The 19114-nt window shown below is 62.4% G+C and carries 21 protein-coding genes; 12 read left to right on the top strand and 9 right to left on the bottom strand.

Annotated elements, in window-relative coordinates; genetic code table 11:
- Positions 1–41 precede the first annotated feature (41 nt).
- The 7 genes from AC07SI_RS10195 to AC07SI_RS10165 are packed head-to-tail and all read left to right on the top strand — an operon-like array spanning position 42 to position 6481.
- Positions 42–1070 carry an ABC transporter ATP-binding protein gene (locus AC07SI_RS10195; protein WP_065906035.1) on the top strand — a complete coding sequence of 343 codons (1029 nt, stop codon included), beginning with the start codon at positions 42–44 and terminating at the stop codon, positions 1068–1070.
- Positions 1067–1912 (top strand): ABC transporter permease, encoded by an 846-nt coding sequence (locus AC07SI_RS10190; RefSeq protein ID WP_065906033.1) that lies wholly within the window; start codon positions 1067–1069, stop codon positions 1910–1912. The genes AC07SI_RS10195 and AC07SI_RS10190 overlap by 4 nt, the downstream gene beginning before the upstream one ends.
- Before the next feature lie 4 nt (positions 1913–1916).
- Positions 1917–2711 (top strand): ABC transporter permease, encoded by a 795-nt coding sequence (locus AC07SI_RS10185; protein WP_065906030.1) that lies wholly within the window; start codon positions 1917–1919, stop codon positions 2709–2711.
- Positions 2711–3001 carry a (2Fe-2S)-binding protein gene (locus AC07SI_RS10180; RefSeq protein ID WP_120448253.1) on the top strand — a complete coding sequence of 97 codons (291 nt, stop codon included), beginning with the start codon at positions 2711–2713 and terminating at the stop codon, positions 2999–3001. The genes AC07SI_RS10185 and AC07SI_RS10180 overlap by 1 nt, the downstream gene beginning before the upstream one ends.
- Positions 2998–4341 (top strand): FAD/NAD(P)-dependent oxidoreductase, encoded by a 1344-nt coding sequence (locus AC07SI_RS10175; protein WP_495005665.1) that lies wholly within the window; start codon positions 2998–3000, stop codon positions 4339–4341. The genes AC07SI_RS10180 and AC07SI_RS10175 overlap by 4 nt, the downstream gene beginning before the upstream one ends.
- Positions 4338–5435, top strand: a complete 1098-nt coding sequence (locus AC07SI_RS10170; protein ID WP_495005664.1) for an NAD(P)/FAD-dependent oxidoreductase — start codon at positions 4338–4340, stop codon at positions 5433–5435. Before AC07SI_RS10175 ends, AC07SI_RS10170 begins: the two co-directional genes overlap by 4 nt.
- Before the next feature lie 14 nt (positions 5436–5449).
- Entirely contained in the window at positions 5450–6481 is a 1032-nt protein-coding gene (locus AC07SI_RS10165) for an ABC transporter substrate-binding protein (RefSeq protein ID WP_495005663.1), read from the top strand.
- Between the two features lie 45 nt (positions 6482–6526).
- On the opposite strand, the gene AC07SI_RS10160 is transcribed toward AC07SI_RS10165, so the two are convergent.
- Both AC07SI_RS10160 and ssp4 read right to left on the bottom strand, forming a co-directional pair.
- Complete coding sequence (locus tag AC07SI_RS10160) at positions 6527–7000, bottom strand: hypothetical protein (protein WP_495005662.1); 474 nt, start codon at positions 6998–7000, stop codon at positions 6527–6529.
- Positions 6997–7920 (bottom strand): Ssp4 family T6SS effector, encoded by a 924-nt coding sequence (gene ssp4, locus AC07SI_RS10155; RefSeq protein WP_495005661.1) that lies wholly within the window; start codon positions 7918–7920, stop codon positions 6997–6999. The genes AC07SI_RS10160 and ssp4 overlap by 4 nt, the downstream gene beginning before the upstream one ends.
- Before the next feature lie 197 nt (positions 7921–8117).
- Between ssp4 and AC07SI_RS10150 the strand changes: the two genes are divergently transcribed.
- Positions 8118–8594 (top strand): Hcp family type VI secretion system effector, encoded by a 477-nt coding sequence (locus AC07SI_RS10150; protein ID WP_495005660.1) that lies wholly within the window; start codon positions 8118–8120, stop codon positions 8592–8594.
- 85 nt (positions 8595–8679) lie between these two features.
- Here AC07SI_RS10150 and nadE read toward each other — a convergent pair whose 3' ends face one another.
- From nadE to AC07SI_RS10135, 3 genes are all read right to left on the bottom strand, one after another.
- The gene (gene nadE / locus AC07SI_RS10145) at positions 8680–9495 is read right to left on the bottom strand and encodes an NAD(+) synthase (RefSeq protein ID WP_495005659.1); all 816 of its coding nucleotides are present in this window, start codon (positions 9493–9495) and stop codon (positions 8680–8682) included.
- A gap of 75 nt (positions 9496–9570) precedes the next feature.
- Positions 9571–10809, bottom strand: a complete 1239-nt coding sequence (gene pncB, locus AC07SI_RS10140) for a nicotinate phosphoribosyltransferase (RefSeq protein ID WP_495005658.1) — start codon at positions 10807–10809, stop codon at positions 9571–9573.
- Between the two features lie 11 nt (positions 10810–10820).
- Entirely contained in the window at positions 10821–11468 is a 648-nt protein-coding gene (locus AC07SI_RS10135; protein WP_495005657.1) for a nicotinamidase, read from the bottom strand.
- A gap of 146 nt (positions 11469–11614) precedes the next feature.
- Here AC07SI_RS10135 and AC07SI_RS10130 point away from each other — a divergent pair, with 146 nt between their 5' ends.
- Complete coding sequence (locus AC07SI_RS10130) at positions 11615–12307, top strand: NUDIX hydrolase (RefSeq protein WP_495005656.1); 693 nt, start codon at positions 11615–11617, stop codon at positions 12305–12307.
- A 42-nt stretch (positions 12308–12349) separates the two neighbouring features.
- Here the strand turns inward: AC07SI_RS10130 and AC07SI_RS10125 are convergent, their stop codons facing one another.
- Entirely contained in the window at positions 12350–13123 is a 774-nt protein-coding gene (locus tag AC07SI_RS10125) for an L-iditol 2-dehydrogenase (protein ID WP_065906013.1), read from the bottom strand.
- A gap of 18 nt (positions 13124–13141) precedes the next feature.
- Positions 13142–14452 carry an ABC transporter substrate-binding protein gene (locus AC07SI_RS10120; RefSeq protein WP_495005655.1) on the bottom strand — a complete coding sequence of 437 codons (1311 nt, stop codon included), beginning with the start codon at positions 14450–14452 and terminating at the stop codon, positions 13142–13144.
- Positions 14453–14662: 210 nt separating this feature from the next.
- On the opposite strand from AC07SI_RS10120, the gene AC07SI_RS10115 reads away from it, so the two are divergent.
- The 3 genes from AC07SI_RS10115 (at position 14663) to AC07SI_RS10105 (ending at position 17747) form a co-directional block, all read left to right on the top strand.
- A complete protein-coding gene (locus tag AC07SI_RS10115; RefSeq protein ID WP_495005654.1) occupies positions 14663–15601 on the top strand; it encodes an AraC family transcriptional regulator in 939 nt (312 codons plus the stop codon).
- Between the two features lie 155 nt (positions 15602–15756).
- Positions 15757–16704, top strand: a complete 948-nt coding sequence (locus AC07SI_RS10110) for a nucleoside-specific channel-forming protein Tsx (RefSeq protein ID WP_065906007.1) — start codon at positions 15757–15759, stop codon at positions 16702–16704.
- Between the two features lie 14 nt (positions 16705–16718).
- A complete protein-coding gene (locus tag AC07SI_RS10105) occupies positions 16719–17747 on the top strand; it encodes a purine-nucleoside phosphorylase (protein WP_065906005.1) in 1029 nt (342 codons plus the stop codon).
- Positions 17748–17908: 161 nt separating this feature from the next.
- On the opposite strand, the gene AC07SI_RS10100 is transcribed toward AC07SI_RS10105, so the two are convergent.
- Both AC07SI_RS10100 and AC07SI_RS10095 read right to left on the bottom strand, forming a co-directional pair.
- Positions 17909–18868 carry a quinone oxidoreductase family protein gene (locus AC07SI_RS10100; protein ID WP_495005653.1) on the bottom strand — a complete coding sequence of 320 codons (960 nt, stop codon included), beginning with the start codon at positions 18866–18868 and terminating at the stop codon, positions 17909–17911.
- Between the two features lie 27 nt (positions 18869–18895).
- On the bottom strand, positions 18896–19069 hold the full coding sequence (locus AC07SI_RS10095) for a DUF1427 family protein (protein WP_074851542.1): 174 nt from the start codon (positions 19067–19069) through the stop codon (positions 18896–18898).
- Positions 19070–19114: the final 45 nt, after the last annotated feature.

Genomic DNA, 19114 nt, shown 5'->3' with positions numbered 1-19114 from the left:
AGCGCGTTTCGACGCGACTCAAAAAAAGGTGGAACGCAGACATGGCATTTCTCCAACTCAACGCCTTGAGCAAACGCTACGGCGCCGTCGACGCGGTGGTCGCCACTGACCTGGCGGTGGAAAAAGGCGAGTTCGTTTCGCTGCTCGGCCCTTCCGGCTGCGGCAAGACCACCACCCTGCAAATGATCGCCGGTTTCGTCGATGTCAGCGCCGGGCAGATCCTGCTCGACGGGCGCGACATCACCCACGCCAAGCCCGCCAGCCGTGGCCTGGGCGTGGTATTCCAGAGCTATGCGCTGTTCCCGCACATGACCGTGCGCGACAACGTCGCCTTCGGCCTGAAGATGCGCAAAGTGCCGTCCGCCGAGATCGCCAGCAAGGTCAAGACCGTGCTCGAACTGGTGCGCCTGGCACCCCACGCCGAGCGTTACCCACGGGAGCTGTCCGGCGGCCAGCGCCAACGCGTGGCCCTGGCCCGCGCCCTGGTGATCGAACCACCGGTATTGCTGCTCGATGAACCGCTGTCCAACCTCGACGCCAACCTGCGTGAAGAGATGCAGTTCGAGATCCGTCGCATCCAGTGCGCCGTCGGTATCACCACGTTGATGGTGACCCACGACCAGGCCGAAGCCCTGTCGATCAGCGACCGCGTGGTGGTGATGCAGGCCGGCCGCGTGACCCAGATCGATGCGCCGTACAAGCTCTATGAACACCCACGCACGCGCTTTATCTCGGACTTCGTCGGCAAGGCCAACTTGCTCGCCGGTGATTACGATCAACTGGGTATCCCGCAAGTGCGCCACGAAAGCGGCGACGGCGAACTGGTCCTGAGCCTGCGCCCGGAAAAGATCAGCCTGGTGCAAGCCGGTGCCGGGCGCCTGCAGGGCAAGGTGCTCGACCGCTACTTCTTCGGCAGCCAATGGCTGTACCGCATCCACACCCCTCTCGGCGAAATCACCGTGGTGCGCAGCAATGACGGCAGCGCACCGCTGGGCTGCGGCGCGGCGGTCGGCCTGGAGTGGCAGGCCGAACTGCTGCGGGTACTGGCGGCGGATGAGGTGCACGCATGAGTCGCGGCTACTTGCTTTCGCTGCCGGCCCTGCTGCTGTTTACCGGGCTGCTGATCCTGCCGCTCGGGCTGACACTGGTGCTGTCGTTCAACGTGTTCGACTACCAGGTCGGCGTCAAGGGCGATGAATGGACCCTGGCCCACTACCTGGCGCTGTTCAGTGACTCGTACTTCTACGAGATCTTCTGGCGCACCTTCTGGATCAGCGCGCTGGTGACCCTGCTGTGCGTGGTGATCGGCGTCCCCGAGGCTTACATCCTCAGTCGCATGGGCACGCCATGGCGCTCGATCTTCCTGATCCTGATCCTCACGCCGCTGCTGATTTCGGTGGTGGTGCGCGCCTTCGGCTGGAGCCTGCTGCTGGGTGCCGACGGGTTGGTCAACCAGGTGATCCAGGCCCTCGGCGGGCGCCCGGTGAAGCTGCTGTACACGCCGTTCGCAGTGATCATCGCGCTGGTGCACGTGATGCTGCCGTTCATGATCATTCCGGTGTGGACCTCGCTGCAAAAGCTCGACCCGTCGGCTGAACAGGCCGCACTGTCGCTGGGTGCAAGCCAGGCCACGGTGATGCGCAGGATCGTGTTGCCCCAGGTGATGCCCGGCGTGCTGTCCGGCACCCTGATCGTGTTCGGCCTGGCCGCCAGTTCGTTTGCGATTCCCGGCCTGCTTGGCGGACGACGCCTGAAAATGGTCGCCACCGTGGTGTACGACCAGTACCTCTCGGAACTCAACTGGCCCATGGGCGCCACCATCGCGGTGGTGCTGCTGTTGGTCAATCTGCTGATCATGCTGAGCTGGAACCGCATGGTCGAAGGCCGCTATAAAAAGTCCCTGGGGGTTTAAGCGCATGTCCAGAAACGGTCCTTTGGCCCTCGGCTTTCACGGCCTGGTGGTGCTGTTCATGATGGCGCCGCTGGTGGTGGTCTGCCTGGTGGCCTTCACCCCGGAAAACACCTTGAGCCTGCCCACCTCGGGCTTCTCCCTGCGCTGGTTTCGCGCAGTATTCGAGCGTGCCGACTTTATCCAGGCGTTCTACAACAGCCTGATCCTGGCGTTTACCGCCGCGACCCTGGCCACCTTGATTGCCGTGCCGGCGGCCTTGGCGATCAGCCGATACTCGTTCCCGGGGCGCAACTTTTTCAGCGCGTTGTTCCTGTCGCCGATCATCATTCCGCACCTGGTCCTGGGCGTGGCGATGCTGCGCCTGTTCGCGCTGATGGGCGTGAACGGCAGCTTCACCTGGCTGATGCTCGCGCACGTGGTGATCATCACCCCGTATGTGCTGCGCCTGGTGCTGGCAGCGGCGATCGGTATTGACCGCAGTGCCGAACAGGCGGCGGAGTCCCTGGGCGCCGGGCGCTTCACGCTGTTTCGGCAGATCACCCTGCCGATGATTTTGCCCGGCGTCGCCGGTGGTTGGCTGCTGGCCTTCATCAACAGTTTCGATGAGGTGACGCTGTCGATCTTCGTCAGTTCGCCGGCCACGCAGACCCTGCCGGTGCGCATGTACGTGTACGCCACCGAGTCCATCGACCCGATGATGGCGGCGGTGTCGGCGTTGGTGATTGCGCTGACGGCGGCGACCATGATTCTGCTCGACCGGGTCTACGGCCTGGACCGCGTGCTGGTGGGGAAACATTGATGGCCTTGTTCAAACGATTGGCCGAAACCACGCGCCCTGCCCTGTCCTTTACCCTGGACGGACAACCCGCCACCGGCTTGCTCGGCGACACGTTGCTGACCGCCGTACTGACCTGCGCCGAGCACCTGCGCGGCAGTGATTTCAGCGCCGAACGCCGCGCCGGGTTTTGCCTGATGGGCGCCTGCCAGGATTGCTGGGTGCGACTTGAGGATGGGCGCCGCGTGCGGGCCTGCTCGACGCTGCTGGAAGAAGGCCAGGCGATCAGCCGCGAGCCGGGGCGCCAGCTATGAAGCCGGTGGTGATTGTCGGTGCCGGCCCGGCAGGAATCAGCGCTGCGCGCACCCTGCTCGACCATGGCATCAAAGCCTGCCTGGTGGACGAAAGCCTGCGCGGCGGCGGGCAGATCTATCGGCGCCAGCCGGCAAACTTCCAGCGTACGGCCAAGCAGATCTACGGGTTCGAGGCGCGCAAGGCCGAGGCCGTGCACCGTACGCTGGATGAACTCGCGCCGCTGATCGACTACCGCCCGCAAACGCTGGTGTGGAACGCCGAGGATGGGCGTCTGGACATGCTCAATAACGGGCGTGCCGAGAGCGTCGAGTATGCGCGGATCATCGTCGCCACCGGCGCCACCGACCGCATCCTGCCAGTCCCGGGCTGGACCTTGCCGGGGGTGTACAGCTTGGGCGCGGCGCAAATCGCCTTGAAGTATCAGGGCTGCGCGATTGGTGAACGGGTGGCGTTTTGTGGCAGCGGACCGTTGCTGTATTTGGTCGCGTACCAGTACGCCAAGGCCGGCGCCCAGGTGGTGGCAGTGCTCGACAGTGCGCCGTTCAGCGCGCAATGCCGTGCAGTGCCGGCCCTGCTCGGGCAACCGCTGACCTTGGCCAAGGGCTTGTATTACCGCGCCTGGCTGACCGCTCACGGCGTGCCCGTGCATCAGGGCGCGACGCTTCAACAGATCGACGGCGAGCAACGCGTGCGTGGCATCCGCTGGGACCAGCAGGTGCTGGAATGTGACGCTGTGGGCTTCGCCCATGCCTTGCGCAGCGAGACACAGCTGGCGGACTTGCTCGGCTGTGAGTTTGCCTGGAGCGCGTTGAATCGCGCCTGGTTGCCGCAACGCGACGGCGCCGGACGCAGCAGTGTACGCGACGTGTATCTGGCCGGCGATGGCGCCGGAATCATGGGGGCAGACGCGGCAGCAATGGCCGGCGAACGCGCAGCCTTGGCGGTGTTGGAAGATTCAGGCATTGCCATCGATCATCGCCGCCCGGCTGAGCTGGAGCAGCGACTGGCGGCTATCCAGCGCTTTCGCCATGGTCTGGAAACCGCATTCCCGTTTCCTGAAGATTGGGCCGCGCAGGCGCCGGATGCGTTGATCCTGTGCCGTTGCGAGGAAGTCAGCGTCGGTGATGTGCGCGCCGTGGTCGATGAAGGGCATTGGGAAATCAATCGGGTCAAGGCGCATTGCCGCGTCGGCATGGGTCGCTGCCAGGGCCGCATGTGCGGGCTGGCGGCGGCGGAAATCGTCGCCGAGCGCAGCGGTCGCGCAGTTGAAAACGTCGGTCGCCTGCGTGGCCAGGCTCCGATCAAGCCGTTGCCGTTCGGCGTGGAGGTGCAGCCATGATCGACGTCATCGTACTCGGCGGCGGCATTGTCGGCGCTTCGGCAGCCTTGATGCTGGCGCAGAAGGGCCAGCGCGTGGCCCTGGTGGAACGGGACTTTTGCGGCTCGCATTCCAGTGGTGTGAATTACGGCGGCGTGCGCCGACAAGGCCGGCCGCTGCATCAGTTACCGCTGTCGCAACGCGCCCATGCGCTGTGGTCCGACTTGCCGGGGTTGATCGGCATCGACGGCGAGTACGTGCGTTCCGGGCATCTGAAACTCGCGCGCAGCGCGGCGGATTTTGCTGCGCTGCAAGCCTATGCCGAGCACACCCGAGGCTTTGGCCTGGGCTTGCAATTGCTGGACTACGCCGAGTTGCGCGCACGCTTTCCCTGGGTCGGCGATATCGCCGTGGGCGCTTCGTTGTGTCCGGAAGACGGGCATGCCAACCCGCGACTGGTGTCTCCGGCTTTCGCCCGTGCCGCGCAACGCTTTGGCGCGGCGGTCCATGAGCAGGCCGAAGTGCTTCAGGTCGAACATGACGGCCAGCGCTTTCAGGTGAGCTGCGCCAACGGCCTGCACTTGCAGGCGCCGTGGTTACTCAATTGCGCCGGCGCCTGGGCCGGCACCGTCGCCGCGCACTTTGGCGAGCCGGTGCCGATTACCTCGGCGCATCCGGCGATGCTGGTCACCGAGCCATTGCCGATGGTGATGAACGTGAGCACCGGCGTCGAGGGCGGCGGGATTTATGCGCGGCAGGTCGCCCGGGGCAATTGCATCCTCGGTGGCGGGCGCGGTTTTGCCCTCGGCCCGCTGACGGCGCGCCCTGGCCAGGCCGCAGTGCTGGAGATTCTGCGCAATGCCGGCGAGTTGTACCCGTTTCTCAAGGGTGCCCAGGCGATTCGCACCTGGAGCGGCACCGAAGGTTACCTACCCGATCACGAACCGGTGATCGGTCCCAGCAGTACCCAACCGGGCTTGCTCCACGGTTTCGGCTTTGCCGGCGCCGGGTTCCAGCTCGGCCCCGCGGTCGGTGAAGCCCTGGCAGAGATTGTCTGCGACGGGGCCAGCCGCCAACCCATCGAAGCGTTTTCCATCCGTCGTTTCCAAGCCTGAGAGGAAAAACCTCCATGAACCTCCGCATTGCGCTGTCCTGCTTGTCCCTCGCCTTGCTCACCACCACCGCAAACGCCGCGCCGACGCTGTACCTGGGCATGAACGGCGGCACCATGGAACGGGTGTACGCCGACAAGGTGCTGCCCGCGTTCGAGAAGGCCAACAACGTCAAGGTGGTGATCGTGCCTGGCACCTCATCGGACATCCTCGCCAAGGTCCAGGCCAACAAAGACAACCCGCAGATGCACGTGATGTTCCTCGACGACGGCATCATGTACCGCGCCATCTCCATGGGCCTGTGCGACACGTTGGCGCCGAGCCCGACCCTGGAGCAGATCCCGGCCAAGGCGAAAATCAAGCAGCAGGCCGTGGCCGTGACCCTGGGCGTCACCGGCCTGGGCTACAACGCCAAGATGTTCAAGGAAAAAGGCTGGGCCGCGCCCACCTCGTGGATGGACCTGGCCGACCCGCGCTTCAAGGACAAAGTGGTGTTCCAGTCCCTGGCCTCGTCGACCTTCGGCCTGCACGGCTTCTTGATGTTCAACCGCATCCAGGGCGGCGATGAAACCAACGTCGACCCGGGCTTCAAGGCCTGGCCGACAACCGTTGGCCCCAACGTACTGGAATACATCGCCAGCTCGGCGAAAATCTCCGAGATGGTGCAGACCGACGAAGCGGCGATCTTCCCCCTCACCCCGACCCAGGTCACCACCCAGAAGTTGCTCGGCGTGCCGATGGAATATGCGCAACCGAAGGAAGGCGCGGTGGTGCTGAACGTGGCTGAATGCGTGATTGCACGCAATGACCAGCCGGAACTGGCGCAGAAACTCGCAGCATTTTTGCTGACCGCCGAGGCCCAGGCACCGGCGCTGGAAGAAGGCGACCAGATCCCGTCGAACCCGACCACACCGACCACCGACAAGACCCACGCACGGGTGGAGGCGATGCAGGGTTACCTGCAGACGGCGATTTCGATTGACTGGGACCAGGTGAACCAGGCGCGGCCGGAGTGGAATGCGCGGTGGAGTCGGTCGATCGAGCGATAGGCCGACATAGCGGACGCTCCCACGTGGTGGACGTGGGAGTTACGCTTACCTTGCCCTGCGCACGCCGGTTTTATTGCGGTATTTTTTATAGTTCGCTTTCGCCGTATTCCGATGAATTCGGATTTCAATCAATTTCCGCCGCATTTCTCGATGACGTTCAGTGTTGAGCAGCAGTAACCCAAGGAGCGGAAACGCAACCCCCAGCGAAAACGCTACTGTATGCGGTCGATATTGAATCGTGGGTAATACCAGCATCAGGCAAAAAGCGAAATAACCCACCAACAGTCCAGTTGCCCATCTACGACCACGCACAATCATGAAATTGGAAAGCCCGAAAAAAGCCGTCAACGACAGCAGCCCCCAACCAGACAACTCGGTTCTCAGTGGCTGGTCGAGCCTGCGCAAATAGTTTTCGTCAACCAGCACTGTCACCATGGCGGTTGAGAGGATAGCCATGAAAATCGTGCCCATGAACACTGGAAAATAGCGCCTTAGAAAACTCGCAACTGACTCCGTCATTGCGCAATTTCCTCGTACAGGCCAATAGCAAGGGTCGCGGCGCTCCCTATATGACCATTTTGATAGCTGCCACTCAGCCCCAATACGCCGCCCAAGATGTCCTTTAGCTGAGTGAACGTGGCATGGCGGATTTGGTGGGCGCTGTAGCGCTTGGGCAATGCCCCGGTTCGTTGGCGCAATTTGAGCAGCTTCGTCGACAAGCCAGGATCTCTCAGCGTCAACAGTTCAGTTGTGAGCTGTTTACGTTCTTGCCGTGAGAGTCCTCGCAAAAGCTCATACCAGCTTTTGCCCAAGGTCTTTTTGTTAACTTTTAATAGCCGTACAGTGGTCAGCGCACTGGTTCCAATCCCTATCAGGGAAACGCCATCCAATATCGGCGAAACTGTGTTGTACCAGTCCGAATCATCCATATGATCATTGTCGACCGGTCTGTACCTTTCGTTGTAGGTCCGAACCGCTCCAATCGCGCATTGCGCCGAGCTGGCAAGGGCGGCAGAGACGCCCGCCGCAACAACAAAACTGCTCACGCCCATGGTAAAGGGCATCGCCACAGAGCCACTCAGCACCACAAGCCAACCCACCACTGCAGCCCCGCAAGATAACGAGGCATTGATCGCCTCGAATACAAGTTGCGACTCCTGCGGCTCCTGCTCCAACCGCCGGACAAAATCCAACCGCGCCATCGACCTCGGCATCTCGCGCAAAATCACGCGTTTGGGCAGCACACTGCAGATCGGTTGAAACTCGCGCAACGTCACCGGCCACAACTGTGAATCGAGGTACACCACCCCTGCCCCGGCAATCGCCGGATCAGCGTCGATCACAGCAAACAATCGGCGCAGGTCAATGCTGCTTTCTACCCGCTCACGGGTGGTGAGGTGGGCCTTGGGGAATCCGTCCTTCAATACGCTGGTAGCCATTCCTTTACTCCAGAATTCTCAAGAGCGCAGAGCGTAAAGAATCAATATCCACCAGGAATGTAGGAAGGTTTCCTTTTTCAAGACAGGCACTTCTCGATCTCGCCTCAGAGCCTTGTAGTCAATCCTGGGAATGGGAAAAGTACGCCCCGCGCCACTACCGGCGAACGATCAAACAAGGACCGAAGACGGCGATCGATATGTTTTTGAAGCTGGGAGATATCAAGGGCGAGTCCAGGGATCAGGCGCATCGGGATGAAATCGATATCACCCGCTGGGGCTGGAGCCTGTCTCAGTCTGGCTCCATGCACAGCGGCACGGGCGGCGGCGCCGGTAAGGTCAATATGGCGAATATCGCGATTGAAAAGAGCCTGGATAAATCCACGCCAAACCTGATGATGGCCTGTGCTACCGGCAAGCATTATCCGGAAGCCCGCATTGTGGTGCGCAAGGCTGGAGGCGACAGCAGTGTGGAGTATCTGCTGATCATTTTGAAGGAGGTTATGGTTGCCTCTTACGAGACACGCGCAGCAACATCAAACGATGTGCTTACGGAAGAAATCAGCCTTAACTTCGCCAAGGTGGAAGTCAGTTACCAGCCGCAGAAAGCCGATGGCGGCAAGGATGGCGGGCCGATCCGGTTCGGCTGGAACATTCGCGAGAACGGCAAACTGTAGGCGCGGCCAGCGAAAAACCACAACGATAACGCGGGCATACTGGAAGTACGCGGTGCCGATGGGTTTTTCGCTGGCGAGCCCGCGCCTACGAGGGGGTGATGGGCAGTGCGCGTTTGTGGGCGGTCTTGAGGTAGGCCTGCTCGATAAGGCTCCTCACTCGTTCGCTCACCGGCTCGCCCATCAGGTAGGCGTCGATCTCTGCATAAGTACAGCCGTAGGCGTGTTCGTCCGGTTTGCCCGGCACCAGCTCTTCCAGGTCGGCGGTCGGCAGTTTGTGCACCAGCGTCGCCGGGGCACCGAGGGCGCTGGCCAGCAGGCGGACCTGGGTCTTGGTCAGCCCCGAGAGCGGCGCCAGGTCGCAGGCGCCGTCGCCGAATTTGGTGAAGAAACCCATCAGCGCTTCGGCGCCATGGTCGGTGCCGACCACCAGGCCGTTGTGCAGGTTGGCCACCGCGTACTGGGCGATCATGCGAGTGCGGGCCTTGACGTTGCCTTTGATGAAATCCACGTGGCTGGCGCTGGCTTGGTTGGCGTCGAGGCTGGCCATCAGGCCGTCGACGCTGGCGCCAATGTTCAGGGTCTCGATGTGGTCCGGGGCGATGAAATCCAGCGAGGCCTGGGCATCGCTTTCATCGGCCTGGATTCTATAGGGCAGGCGCATGGCGATAAAGCGCGCGGGGTAGTCCTCATTTCGCAGTTGCTCGACCGCCAACTGGCACAGGCGGCCGGCGGTCAGCGAGTCGACACCGCCACTGATGCCCAGTACCAGGGCCTTGCAGCCCGACTGGCGCAAGGTGGTCTTGATGAAGTCGATGCGCCGCTGGACCTCTTTGGCTTCATCGCCCTTGCCCAGTTGCCGATCGATATTCAGTTCCTGCGCGATACGTTCTTGGGTTTGCATATCACACCTCTGTATTGCCTGGATTGACCTGTGGGAGCGGGCTTGCTCGCGAAGACGACGTGTCAGTCGACCCCGTCAGCGCTGATCCACCGCTTTCGGGAGCACGCCCTCTCCTACAGAAAATACCTGGGCCGCGTACTGCAAGAACGACGGGTCTTCGCAGACGTTCTTGATCGGATCATCGGAGAATTTCACCACCGGCTCGCCGTGCACCCGCACCAGCTTCATCACGATGCTCAGCGGCTCGACGCCCTCCACATCACAGGCCAGGCTGGTGCCCATGCCGAAACCGAACTTGGCCTTGCCACGGATGTGCCGCAGGATCGGCAGGCATTTTTCGAAGTTCAAGCCGTCGGAAAACATCAGGTCCTTGGTCATCGGGTCGATGCCCAACTGTTTGTAGCGGGCCAGCACCTTGTCGGCCCAGGCGATAGGGTCGCCGGAGTCCTGGCGCAGGCCGTCGTAGAGCTTGGCGAAGTACAGGTCGAAATCCTTGAGGAAAAAGTCGGTGCTGATGCAGTCGGTCAGGGCGATGCCGAGGCGGCCCCGGTACTCGCGCACCCAGTTTTCCAGCGCCGCGTTCTGGCTTTCACGCAGGCGGCCCAGTTGCTGGTGCACCATCAGCCATTGGTGGGCCATGGTGCCGATCAGCGGCAGGTCGAACTCATAGGCCAGGTGCGCATTGCTGGTGCCGACGAACTGGCCGGGGAAGTCGCGGCGCATGATGTCTATCACTTCGCGCTGGGCCTTGAACGACAGGCGCCGGCGGGTCGAGAAGTCCGACACACGCAAGTCGGCCAGCTCCTCGCGGCTGAGGTTTTTCTCCAGCCAGTCGAACTTCTGGTAGAGCTTGCGGGTGACGTCTTCCAGGCTCACGTCGGGGTATTTGTCGCGGTTGCGCAACTCGCTGACCAGCGCCAGGACCGGCTGCTCGAACATGATGCAGTGCAGCATCGGGCCGACCACGCGGATGTTCAACTGGCCGTCGATCTCACTGACGTGGATATAACGCAGATTGAAGCGAAACAGGCCGAGGAAGCGCTCGTAGTCCGGGGTCAGGTATTCGCGAAAACGCGGGTTGAACAGAAAGCGCAGCTCGCCTTCACGCATCTGCAGGCCGGCCATGTTCTCCAGCTCGGCGCGCAACGCGGGGATCAGGTGGCCGAGCTTTTCCCTGGAGCGGACGATGAAGTTGTATTCCACATCGACATTCGGGTGCTGGTGCAACACCGCCTGCATCATGGTGAAGGTGTAGTAGTCGGTGTCGAGCAAGCCCTGGATCACCGGGGATTCGTAGTCGTAGGCACTTTCCATGGTGGTTCTCCTTAACGCGTGGCCATCGCGGCCAGTTCTTCGCGGGTGCTGCTGATGCAGGCACCGGCCTTGAGCAACTCGTTGACGGCCTGCACACCGCCCTCCTCGCTGATACTGCGGCACGCCGGCACGTGCAGGACCACCTCAAACCCGGCCTTGAGCAGTTGCAGGGCGGTGGTCTTGACGCAGTAGTCGAGGGCCAGGCCGCCGACGATCACGCGGCTGACACCTTGGGCCTTGAGGTACTCGATCACGCCGGTGGAGAGCTTGTCGTGCAGGTCGTGGTAGCAGGCGCCGTAGGGGTGCAGGTCGGGTTCGACGCCTTTCCAGATGAAGTAGTCGTAGTCATAAGGCGCGGGCAGTTCGTCGAGCAAGGTAAAGCCCTCGGTACCCGGCACGCAGTGGCTGACCCAGGTGACATCGGCGTGGACCAGGCCGGTGGGCTGCAGCATCTCACTGTGCTGCGCGACCACCCAGGGGGCATGCGGGGTGTGCGCGTCCTTGCTGCCGACGCGGTGGCCGGCGAGGCTGGCCATGAAGTTGAGTTCGGCACCGATCTGATCACCACCGACCACGGGCAATTCGTTGGGGCACAGCGGCGTGAAGCTCTTCTGGGCATCGACGTCAAATGAAGCAATGGCGGTTTTCGCGAGGGTCATGGTGGTTCTCCTGTGGCCTGGAATCAAAAGTACACGTCATGTACTTTCATTGCAAGAAACATTTAGATATCTATCTCGGGCCCAGTACATGACATATCTGTTCGATCCGCTAGACTGTGCCTCATCGTTGTTCAGAAGGACGTCACATGCCCCTTAGCCCCTACCTCCATACCGTCGACCAGTGCGTGTTGTGCTATTGCCGCACGGCCGGCGAACTGAAACTGCTGCTGAACAAGCGCGAGGCCGAGCCGTTTGCCGGGCACTGGGCACTGCCCGGCGTGGTGGTGAATGGCGACGTGCAAGATCTGAGCCTCCAGGCTGCCGTGGAGCGTTTGCGCACCAGCGACAAGGTCGGCTTGGCGTTGGCCTGGAGTGAACAAGTGGGCACGGTGGGTGACGCGTTTCGCGATCCGCGTTGCTGGTCGTCGTCGACCTTTTACCTGGCGATCGTCGCGGATGAAGTCAGCCTGGGTGAGCACCAGGGCTGGTTTGCGCTGAAGGCAGTGGCCGATGGCAGCATCAAGCTGCCGTTCGATCACAACAGTATCGTCGCGGCGGTGCAGGAACGGTTGCTCTCCAAGTCGCTGTACAGCAGCTTGCCGCTGATGTTCCTGGGCAATGAATTCAGCGCACCGGAAGCGACCACGATCTTTTCCCTGGTGCTGGAGCGGCCGGTATTGAAGACCAGTATTCGCCAGCGGCTATTGAAGCTGACAGAGGCGGGGTATCTGCGTGAGACGGGGCGCAAGAAGCACGGTGAAGGCGGCCGGCCCCAGGCGACGGTGGAGAACCTGAAGCCCGGGGTGGTGTATTTTTTTGATCGCAGTTTCGCCGAGTAAACCACCCCTGCAGGCGCCCGGCTTGCCGGGCGCCTACCAGGATCAGTTCATCCAGTTGCCGCCGTCGACGTTGTAGGTCTGGGCCACCACATAGTCGGCCTCTTTGGACGCCAGGAAGATTGCCATCCCGGTAAGATCCTCTGCCGTACCCATCCGCCCGAACGGCACCTCACCCCCTACCCGCCTCTTCTTCTCGCCAGGCGGCAAACCTTCATGCCTGGCGAACAGCGCATCCACCCCATCCCAGTGCTCGCCATCCACCACACCGGGGGCGATGGCGTTGACGTTGATGCCCTGCTTGATCAGGTTCAACCCCGCCGATTGCGTAAGGCTGATCACCGCCGCCTTGGTTGCGCAGTAGACCGCCACCAGCGGCTCACCGCGCCGCCCGGCCTGGCTGGCCATGTTAATGATCTTGCCGCCGTGGCCCTGGCTGATCATCTGTCGCGCGGCAGCCTGCAGGGTGAACAGCGTGCCGGCGACATTGATCGAGAACAACCGCGCGTAGCTGTCGCGGGTGATGTCGACGATGGGCGCCAAGTCGAACAGCGCAGCGTTGTTGATCAGGATATCGAGCTTGCCGGCCTGGGCGACCACGGCGGCAATCGCGCTGTCGATGGAGGCCTGGTCGGTGACGTCCATCGCCACCGCGTAGGCCTGGGGGCCCAGTTCGGCTGCAGTAGCCTGGGCGCGTTGCAGGTCGATATCGGCGATGGCAACGGTGGCGCCTTCGGCAATGTAGGCCTGGGCAAACGCGCGGCCGATCCCGCGCGCCGATCCGGTGATCAGCGCGCTCTTACCTTCGAGTCGTTTCATTGAGGTGTCCTGTCAAAACTATTTCGGGTAGCCGGCGCGTTTCATCTCGCGCTCGGTGGTGGACTGCGCCTGCTGCAACGCCTGGTCAACCGACATGCCGCCGGTGAGCGCCGCCGAGAACAGCTTGCCGACGGAGGTGCCGATGGCCTGGAACTCGGGGATGGTCACGTACTGGATGCCCACGTACGGCACGGGTTTGGCCGAGGGGTGCGCGGGGTCGGCGTGCTTCATCATCTCCAGGGTCACCTGGGCGAACGGTGCAGCCTTGAGGTACGCCGCGTTGTAGGTGGATTGACGGGTGCCCGGCGGTACGTTGGTGATGCCTTCTTTATCCGCGACCAGCTGGATGTACGCCTTCGACGTCGCCCAGGCGATAAACGCCTTGGCGGCGTCCTTGTGCTGGGAGGTGGCCGGGATCGCCAGCGACCAGGCGTAGAGCCACGAGGAGCCTTTGTCGGTGACTTCGGTGGGGGCAGCCGCGAAGCCGACGCTGTCGGCGACCTTGCTCTGGCTCTTGTCGGTGGTGAAGGAGCCGGCGACGCTGGCATCGACCCAGATCGCGCATTTGCCGCTGTTGAAAAGCGCCAGGGTTTCGTTGAAGCCGTTGCTGGACACGCCCGGTGGGCCGTATTGCTTGAGGGTGTTGACGTAGAAGTTGGCGGCGGCGCTCCACTCGGGGCTGGTCAGCTGTGGCTTCCACTGCTCATCGAACCAGCGCGCGCCAAAGGCATTGGCCATGGTGCTCAGCAGTGCGATGTTTTCACCCCAGCCGGCCTTGCCGCGCAGGCACATGCCGTATTGGCCTTTGTCCTTGGCTGTGAGCTTGGCGGCGAACTCGCCGAGCTGTGTCCAGGTCGGGTGCACGGGCATGCTCAGGCCAGCCTGCTTGAACAGGTCGGTGCGGTAGTAGGTCACGGTGCTTTCGCCGTAGAACGGCAACGCATACAGGGTGTCGTTGACCGACAGGCCCTGGCGCACCGACGGGAAGATGTCGTCGGCATCGTAATCGGCCGGCAACTGGGTCAGCGGCTCCAGCCAGTGCTTGGCGCCCCACAGCGGGGTCTCATAGGTGCCAATGGTGAGCACGTCAAACTGCCCGCCCTGGGTGGCGATATCGGTGGTAAGGCGCTGGCGCAGCACGTTTTCTTCCAGTACTACCCAGTTCAGCTGGATGTCCGGATGCTGCTGCTCGAACACCTTGGACAGGCGCTGCATGCGGATCATGTCGCTGTTGTTGACGGTGGCGATGGTGACGGTGTCGGCGGCCTGACTGGGCATTGCCACTGCCAGGCCGGAAAGCAGGAACAACGCGTGCGGGAGCTTGAACATGGCGGTTTCCACCTGTTGTTTTTGTTGTTGAGCGCCGATTACAGCAGCTTGGCCAGTCCCCCACAAACGCAGGGCGAATGCCCGACTGATACTTTTTTAACCGCCATTCCAGGATCAAAAAAATACCAGTGCCGGGCGAAACCAGGGGTAGCGCACGGCTTGCCAACCCGCGTATTTTGAGGCGATCCGACAAGTAAAAGAGGCATCACCATGCCCATCAGCCGCGCCCAACTGTTCGAACACCGCCCTGCCGAGCTTGAAGTGATCCTGCCTGAGCCGGACCACTGCTTTCGCTGGTTCGAACATGACTACCCCTATGACCTGGCGCGTTGGAATCACCACCCCGAATTTGAAATCCACCTGATCCGCCAGGGCAGCGGCAAGCTGGTGGCGGGCGACTATATCGGCGCGTTCGGTGCCGGGCATGTCGCGCTGATCGGCCCGGACCTGCCGCACGACTGGATCGGCGAGCTGGCTCCCGGCGAATTCCTGAGCGGCCGCGACGTGGTGCTGCAATTTGACGGCGCCGCCCTCCTCGCCTTGCGCAAGACCCTCCCCGAACTCGGCGACTTGCAGCCGCTGTTCGAGCAAGCCCGGCGCGGCCTGGAGTTCACCGGTGCCACGGCGCTGCAGGCGGCCCGCCTGATGGAAGCCATCGGCAGTGCCCACGGCCTGCAGCGGTTGATCCTGTTCCTGCAACTGCTCGACACTCTGAAAAACGCCCCGCCCCCACAGGTAAAGGCGCTGGCCAGCCCCTGCTACGCGCCGACCCTGGACGCACGCAGCGCCGAACGCATCAACAAGGCCTTCGACTACTTGATGACGGAGCTGACCGGCGACGTGCGCCTGTCGGTCATCGCGCAACAACTGGAGATGAGCGAACCGGGCTTCTCGCGCTTCTTCAAACGCAACACCGGCCATGGCTTTATCGACCTGATGCGTAAATTCCGCGTGCAACGCGCCTGTCGGTTGCTGCTGCAGAGTGAGATGTCGGTGGCAGATATCTGCTTTGAAGTGGGCTACGCCAACCTGTCCAACTTCAACCGGCATTTTCGCATCGAGATGAACCAGACACCGAGTGAGTATCGGCGCGAAACCGCGATGCACCTGTTCAATCGCATCGAGAAAATGACACCCAGCCAATTTTGACCAAAAGGTCGATTAATCGCGCTTTTTTCCATCCAGCTCAATCCCTTGAACAAAGTTGGTACGCCACGTGCAAACGTTTGCGGAACGAACTTGCCAGCCAAGTTCACCACTACCCGCAGAATCGGGTTCCAACCGCGTACGAATAGGGATTTTCAATGCACCCCACCTCAAGGCCTCGTGCTTGCTTCGGTGTTTCCTTGCTACTGGCTGCCGTTACGGGAGTACTCAGTGCACCCATTTTGGCGCAGCAAAAACCCGTGGATGACTCGGCACAGGGCGAAACCCTCAGCCCCGAAGCCAGCCCGGCTAAAAAAGGCGTGTATTGGTCGGACTGGTTCAACCAGGACCTGACCTTGATCGGCAGCAAAGACATCAGCTTCGGCCCCAAGCCGCAGGACGACGTGTACCTGGAATACGAGTACTTCGGCCGCAAGGGGCCTTTCGAGCTGTACGGCTACATCGACGTGCCGAAGATCCTCACCATCGGTAACAGTAATGACAAAGGCGTGTGGGACCATGGCTCGCCGGTGTTCATGGAGCATGAGCCGCGTATTTCCATCGACTACCTGGCGGGGCGCAGCCTGGCCATCGGCCCGTTCAAGGAATGGTACGTGGCGTTCGACTGGATCTACGACCACGGCAGCAACAAGGACAACCGCGCCAACACCCTGTACAGCGGCCTCGGCACCGATATCGACACCCACTCGCGGGTCAACCTGTCGGCGAACTTCTACGGGCGTTACCAGTGGGAAAACTACGGCGCCAGCAATGAATATTCCTGGGATGGCTACCGCGCGCAGATGAAGTACATCGTGCCCATCAGCAGTTTCGACAACGGTGCCTCGCTGACCTACATCGGCTTCACCAACTACGATTTCGGCTCGGACCTGCACAAGGACAACCCGGCGCGCACCGCCAACTCCCTGGTGGCAACCAACGTGCTGCTGTACTCGTTCACACACCTGCGCTTCACCCTGGTCGGTCGTTACTTTCATAACGGCGGCAACTGGGAGGATGGCAGCGAGCTGAACTTTGGCGAGGGCAACTTCCGCGCCCGCTCCGACGGCTGGGGTTACTACGCCGGCGTGGGCTATCAATTCTGATCAAGGAGCATTCGATGAAAGCGTTTACCCGTCTGTCACTGGCCATCGGCCTGGCGCTGCTGCCCCACGTGGTGCTGGCTGATACACCGGCGCCGATCAAGCCCAAGGTGATGCTGATCACCATGTTCGCCCCCGAGGCGCAAACCTGGATCGACCGCCTGGCACTCAAGCAGGAAGTGCGCGTGCCGGGCCTGTCGGCCGAATACCCGGTGATCCGCTGCAACACCGAGGACGTCTGCCTGCTGGTCACCGGCATGGGCCAGACCAACGCCGCCGCGTCCACCCTGGCACTGGCCCTGTCGCCCAAGTTCGACCTGCGCCAGAGCTATTTCCTGATCGCCGGGATTGCCGGCATCAGCCCCAAGCACGGCACCCTCGGCACCGCGGCGTGGGCGCATTACCTGGTGGAATTCGGCACCCAGTGGGAGCTGGACTCGCGGGATGCGCCCAAGGAGTGGCCAACCGGCTATATCGGCATCAACACCAAGGGGCCCAACGAGAAACCACCGTTGGACTACAAGACCGAAGTGTTTGAGCTGAACCCGAAGCTGCAAGCCAAGGCGTTTGCGCTGTCGCAAAAAGTCGAGCTCACGGAAAGCAAGGAATCCAGCGCCTGGCGCAAACACTACCCCGCCGCGCCAGCCAACCAGCCGCCGCAGGTCACCCGCTGCGACACCCTGGCGGGCAACACCTGGTTCTCCGGCACACGCCTGAGCGAGCGCGCCGAAGTCTGGACCCAGCTGCTCACGGACAATAAAGGCGAGTACTGCACCACCCAGCAGGAGGACAACTCCACCTACGAGGCCCTGCTGCGCGCCAGTCGCGAAGGGTTGGTGGATATCCAGCGCCTGGCGGTGGTGCGTGCCGGTTCCGATTTCGACCGCCCTTATCCGGGCTACAGCGAAGTGGACAACCTGCTGAAGTACGCCGATCAAGGCGGTTTTGTACCGGCGCTGGAGAACCTGTACCGCACGGGCAACCCGCTGGTGCAAGCGATCCTGAAGAACTGGTCGGCGTGGGAAAAAGGCGTCCCCGAAGCCTGACGAGCGTTGACTTGGGGGGGCTGGCTTGCCTGCGATGGCGGTGGGTCAGCCAGCTTAGCCGCTACTGATACTCCGCCTTCGCGGGCAAGCCCGCTCCCACAGTGGAACTGCGCCAGACACGGGACTCAAGCCTGCACTCGCTCCCCCCTTTTTTGAGCGTGTCAGGGCAGGAGGATGATCTTGTCGGCGCAGCCCTGGTTTACGTCTTGATAGCACTGCACACCGTCGGCCAATACCACTTCGCGCAGGCCGGTGGGCAGCGGCAGCAGGCCTTCATCGAAGAAGCGTCCGAACTGCTCGAGCATCACCGCGCATTGCTCGCAGTTGTAGAGCAACGAATTGATCCCCACTACCGAGCCACCCTTGCGATACAGGGCCAGGGCCGGCAATTGCACGTGGCCGTCCACCGGCGCGGCGATGATCGCGATGCGACCGAATGGCGCCAGGCCGGCCACGGCCGCCGGCAACCAGAAACCGGTGGTGTCGAAGATCACATCGGCACCGCCCTTGAACACCGCGTTCACCTGCGCGCCCAGCTCGTCCGGCGTGCCCAGGGCAATCGCGTCGACACCCTGCGCCTGCAACACCTCGACCTGCTCGACCTTGCGCACCGCCGCCAGCACCTGGGCCCCGCGAATTTTCGCCAAGGCCAGCGCCGCGCTGCCGACCGCACCATTGGCGCCGATCACCAGCAGCCGCGTGCCTTTGCCGACACCGCTGCGTTCCAGGGCATCCCAGGCGGTGGTGTACGGCACGCCAAGGCTTGCGGCCTGGGCGAAACTCAAGTGGCTGGGTTTATGCGCCACGCCCTTGGCGGACACGGTGAGGTACTCGGCGTGGGAACCATCGGCGAAAAAGCCCAGGTCGCGTCCGGTGCCCCACACGGCCTGACCGACCAGCGCCGGCGGCCCCTGCACCACCACACCGGCAAAATCGCGGCCCGGAATGCGCGGCAAGGTGGTGTAGGGGAAGCGGCCGAGCACGTTTTTTACATCGCTGGGGTTCAGGCCCGCGGCCTTGATCTGGACCAGAACTTCACCGGCCGCCGGCACCGGGGTAGCGACATCGACGAAACCCAGGGCGTTAAGGTCGCCGGTAGCGGAAAACTGCAGTGCTTTCATGACGCAATCCTTAGGAGAGAAAGAAAATCAGGACAACCAACCGCTGACCAGCTGCCGCCCCATGGGCCACAACTGCTCGCCGAGCAGCATGCCCATCAGGCCCACCAGGGCGATGGCCGGCGGCGCGGGCGAGCGGAAATCCAGCGCGCCGTAAATCACGCCGACAAACAGGCCGATGGCGAGGGAGATCAGGTAGTTCATGGGGGCTGCGCCTCAGGGGGTTGATGGGCTCAGTGTAGAGAGCCC

Source organism: Pseudomonas sp. GW821-FHT05D12 (genome assembly GCF_059419825.1).
The sequence above is the reverse complement of the archived record's forward strand: the minus strand, read 5'-3'. Positions and strand labels throughout refer to the sequence as shown.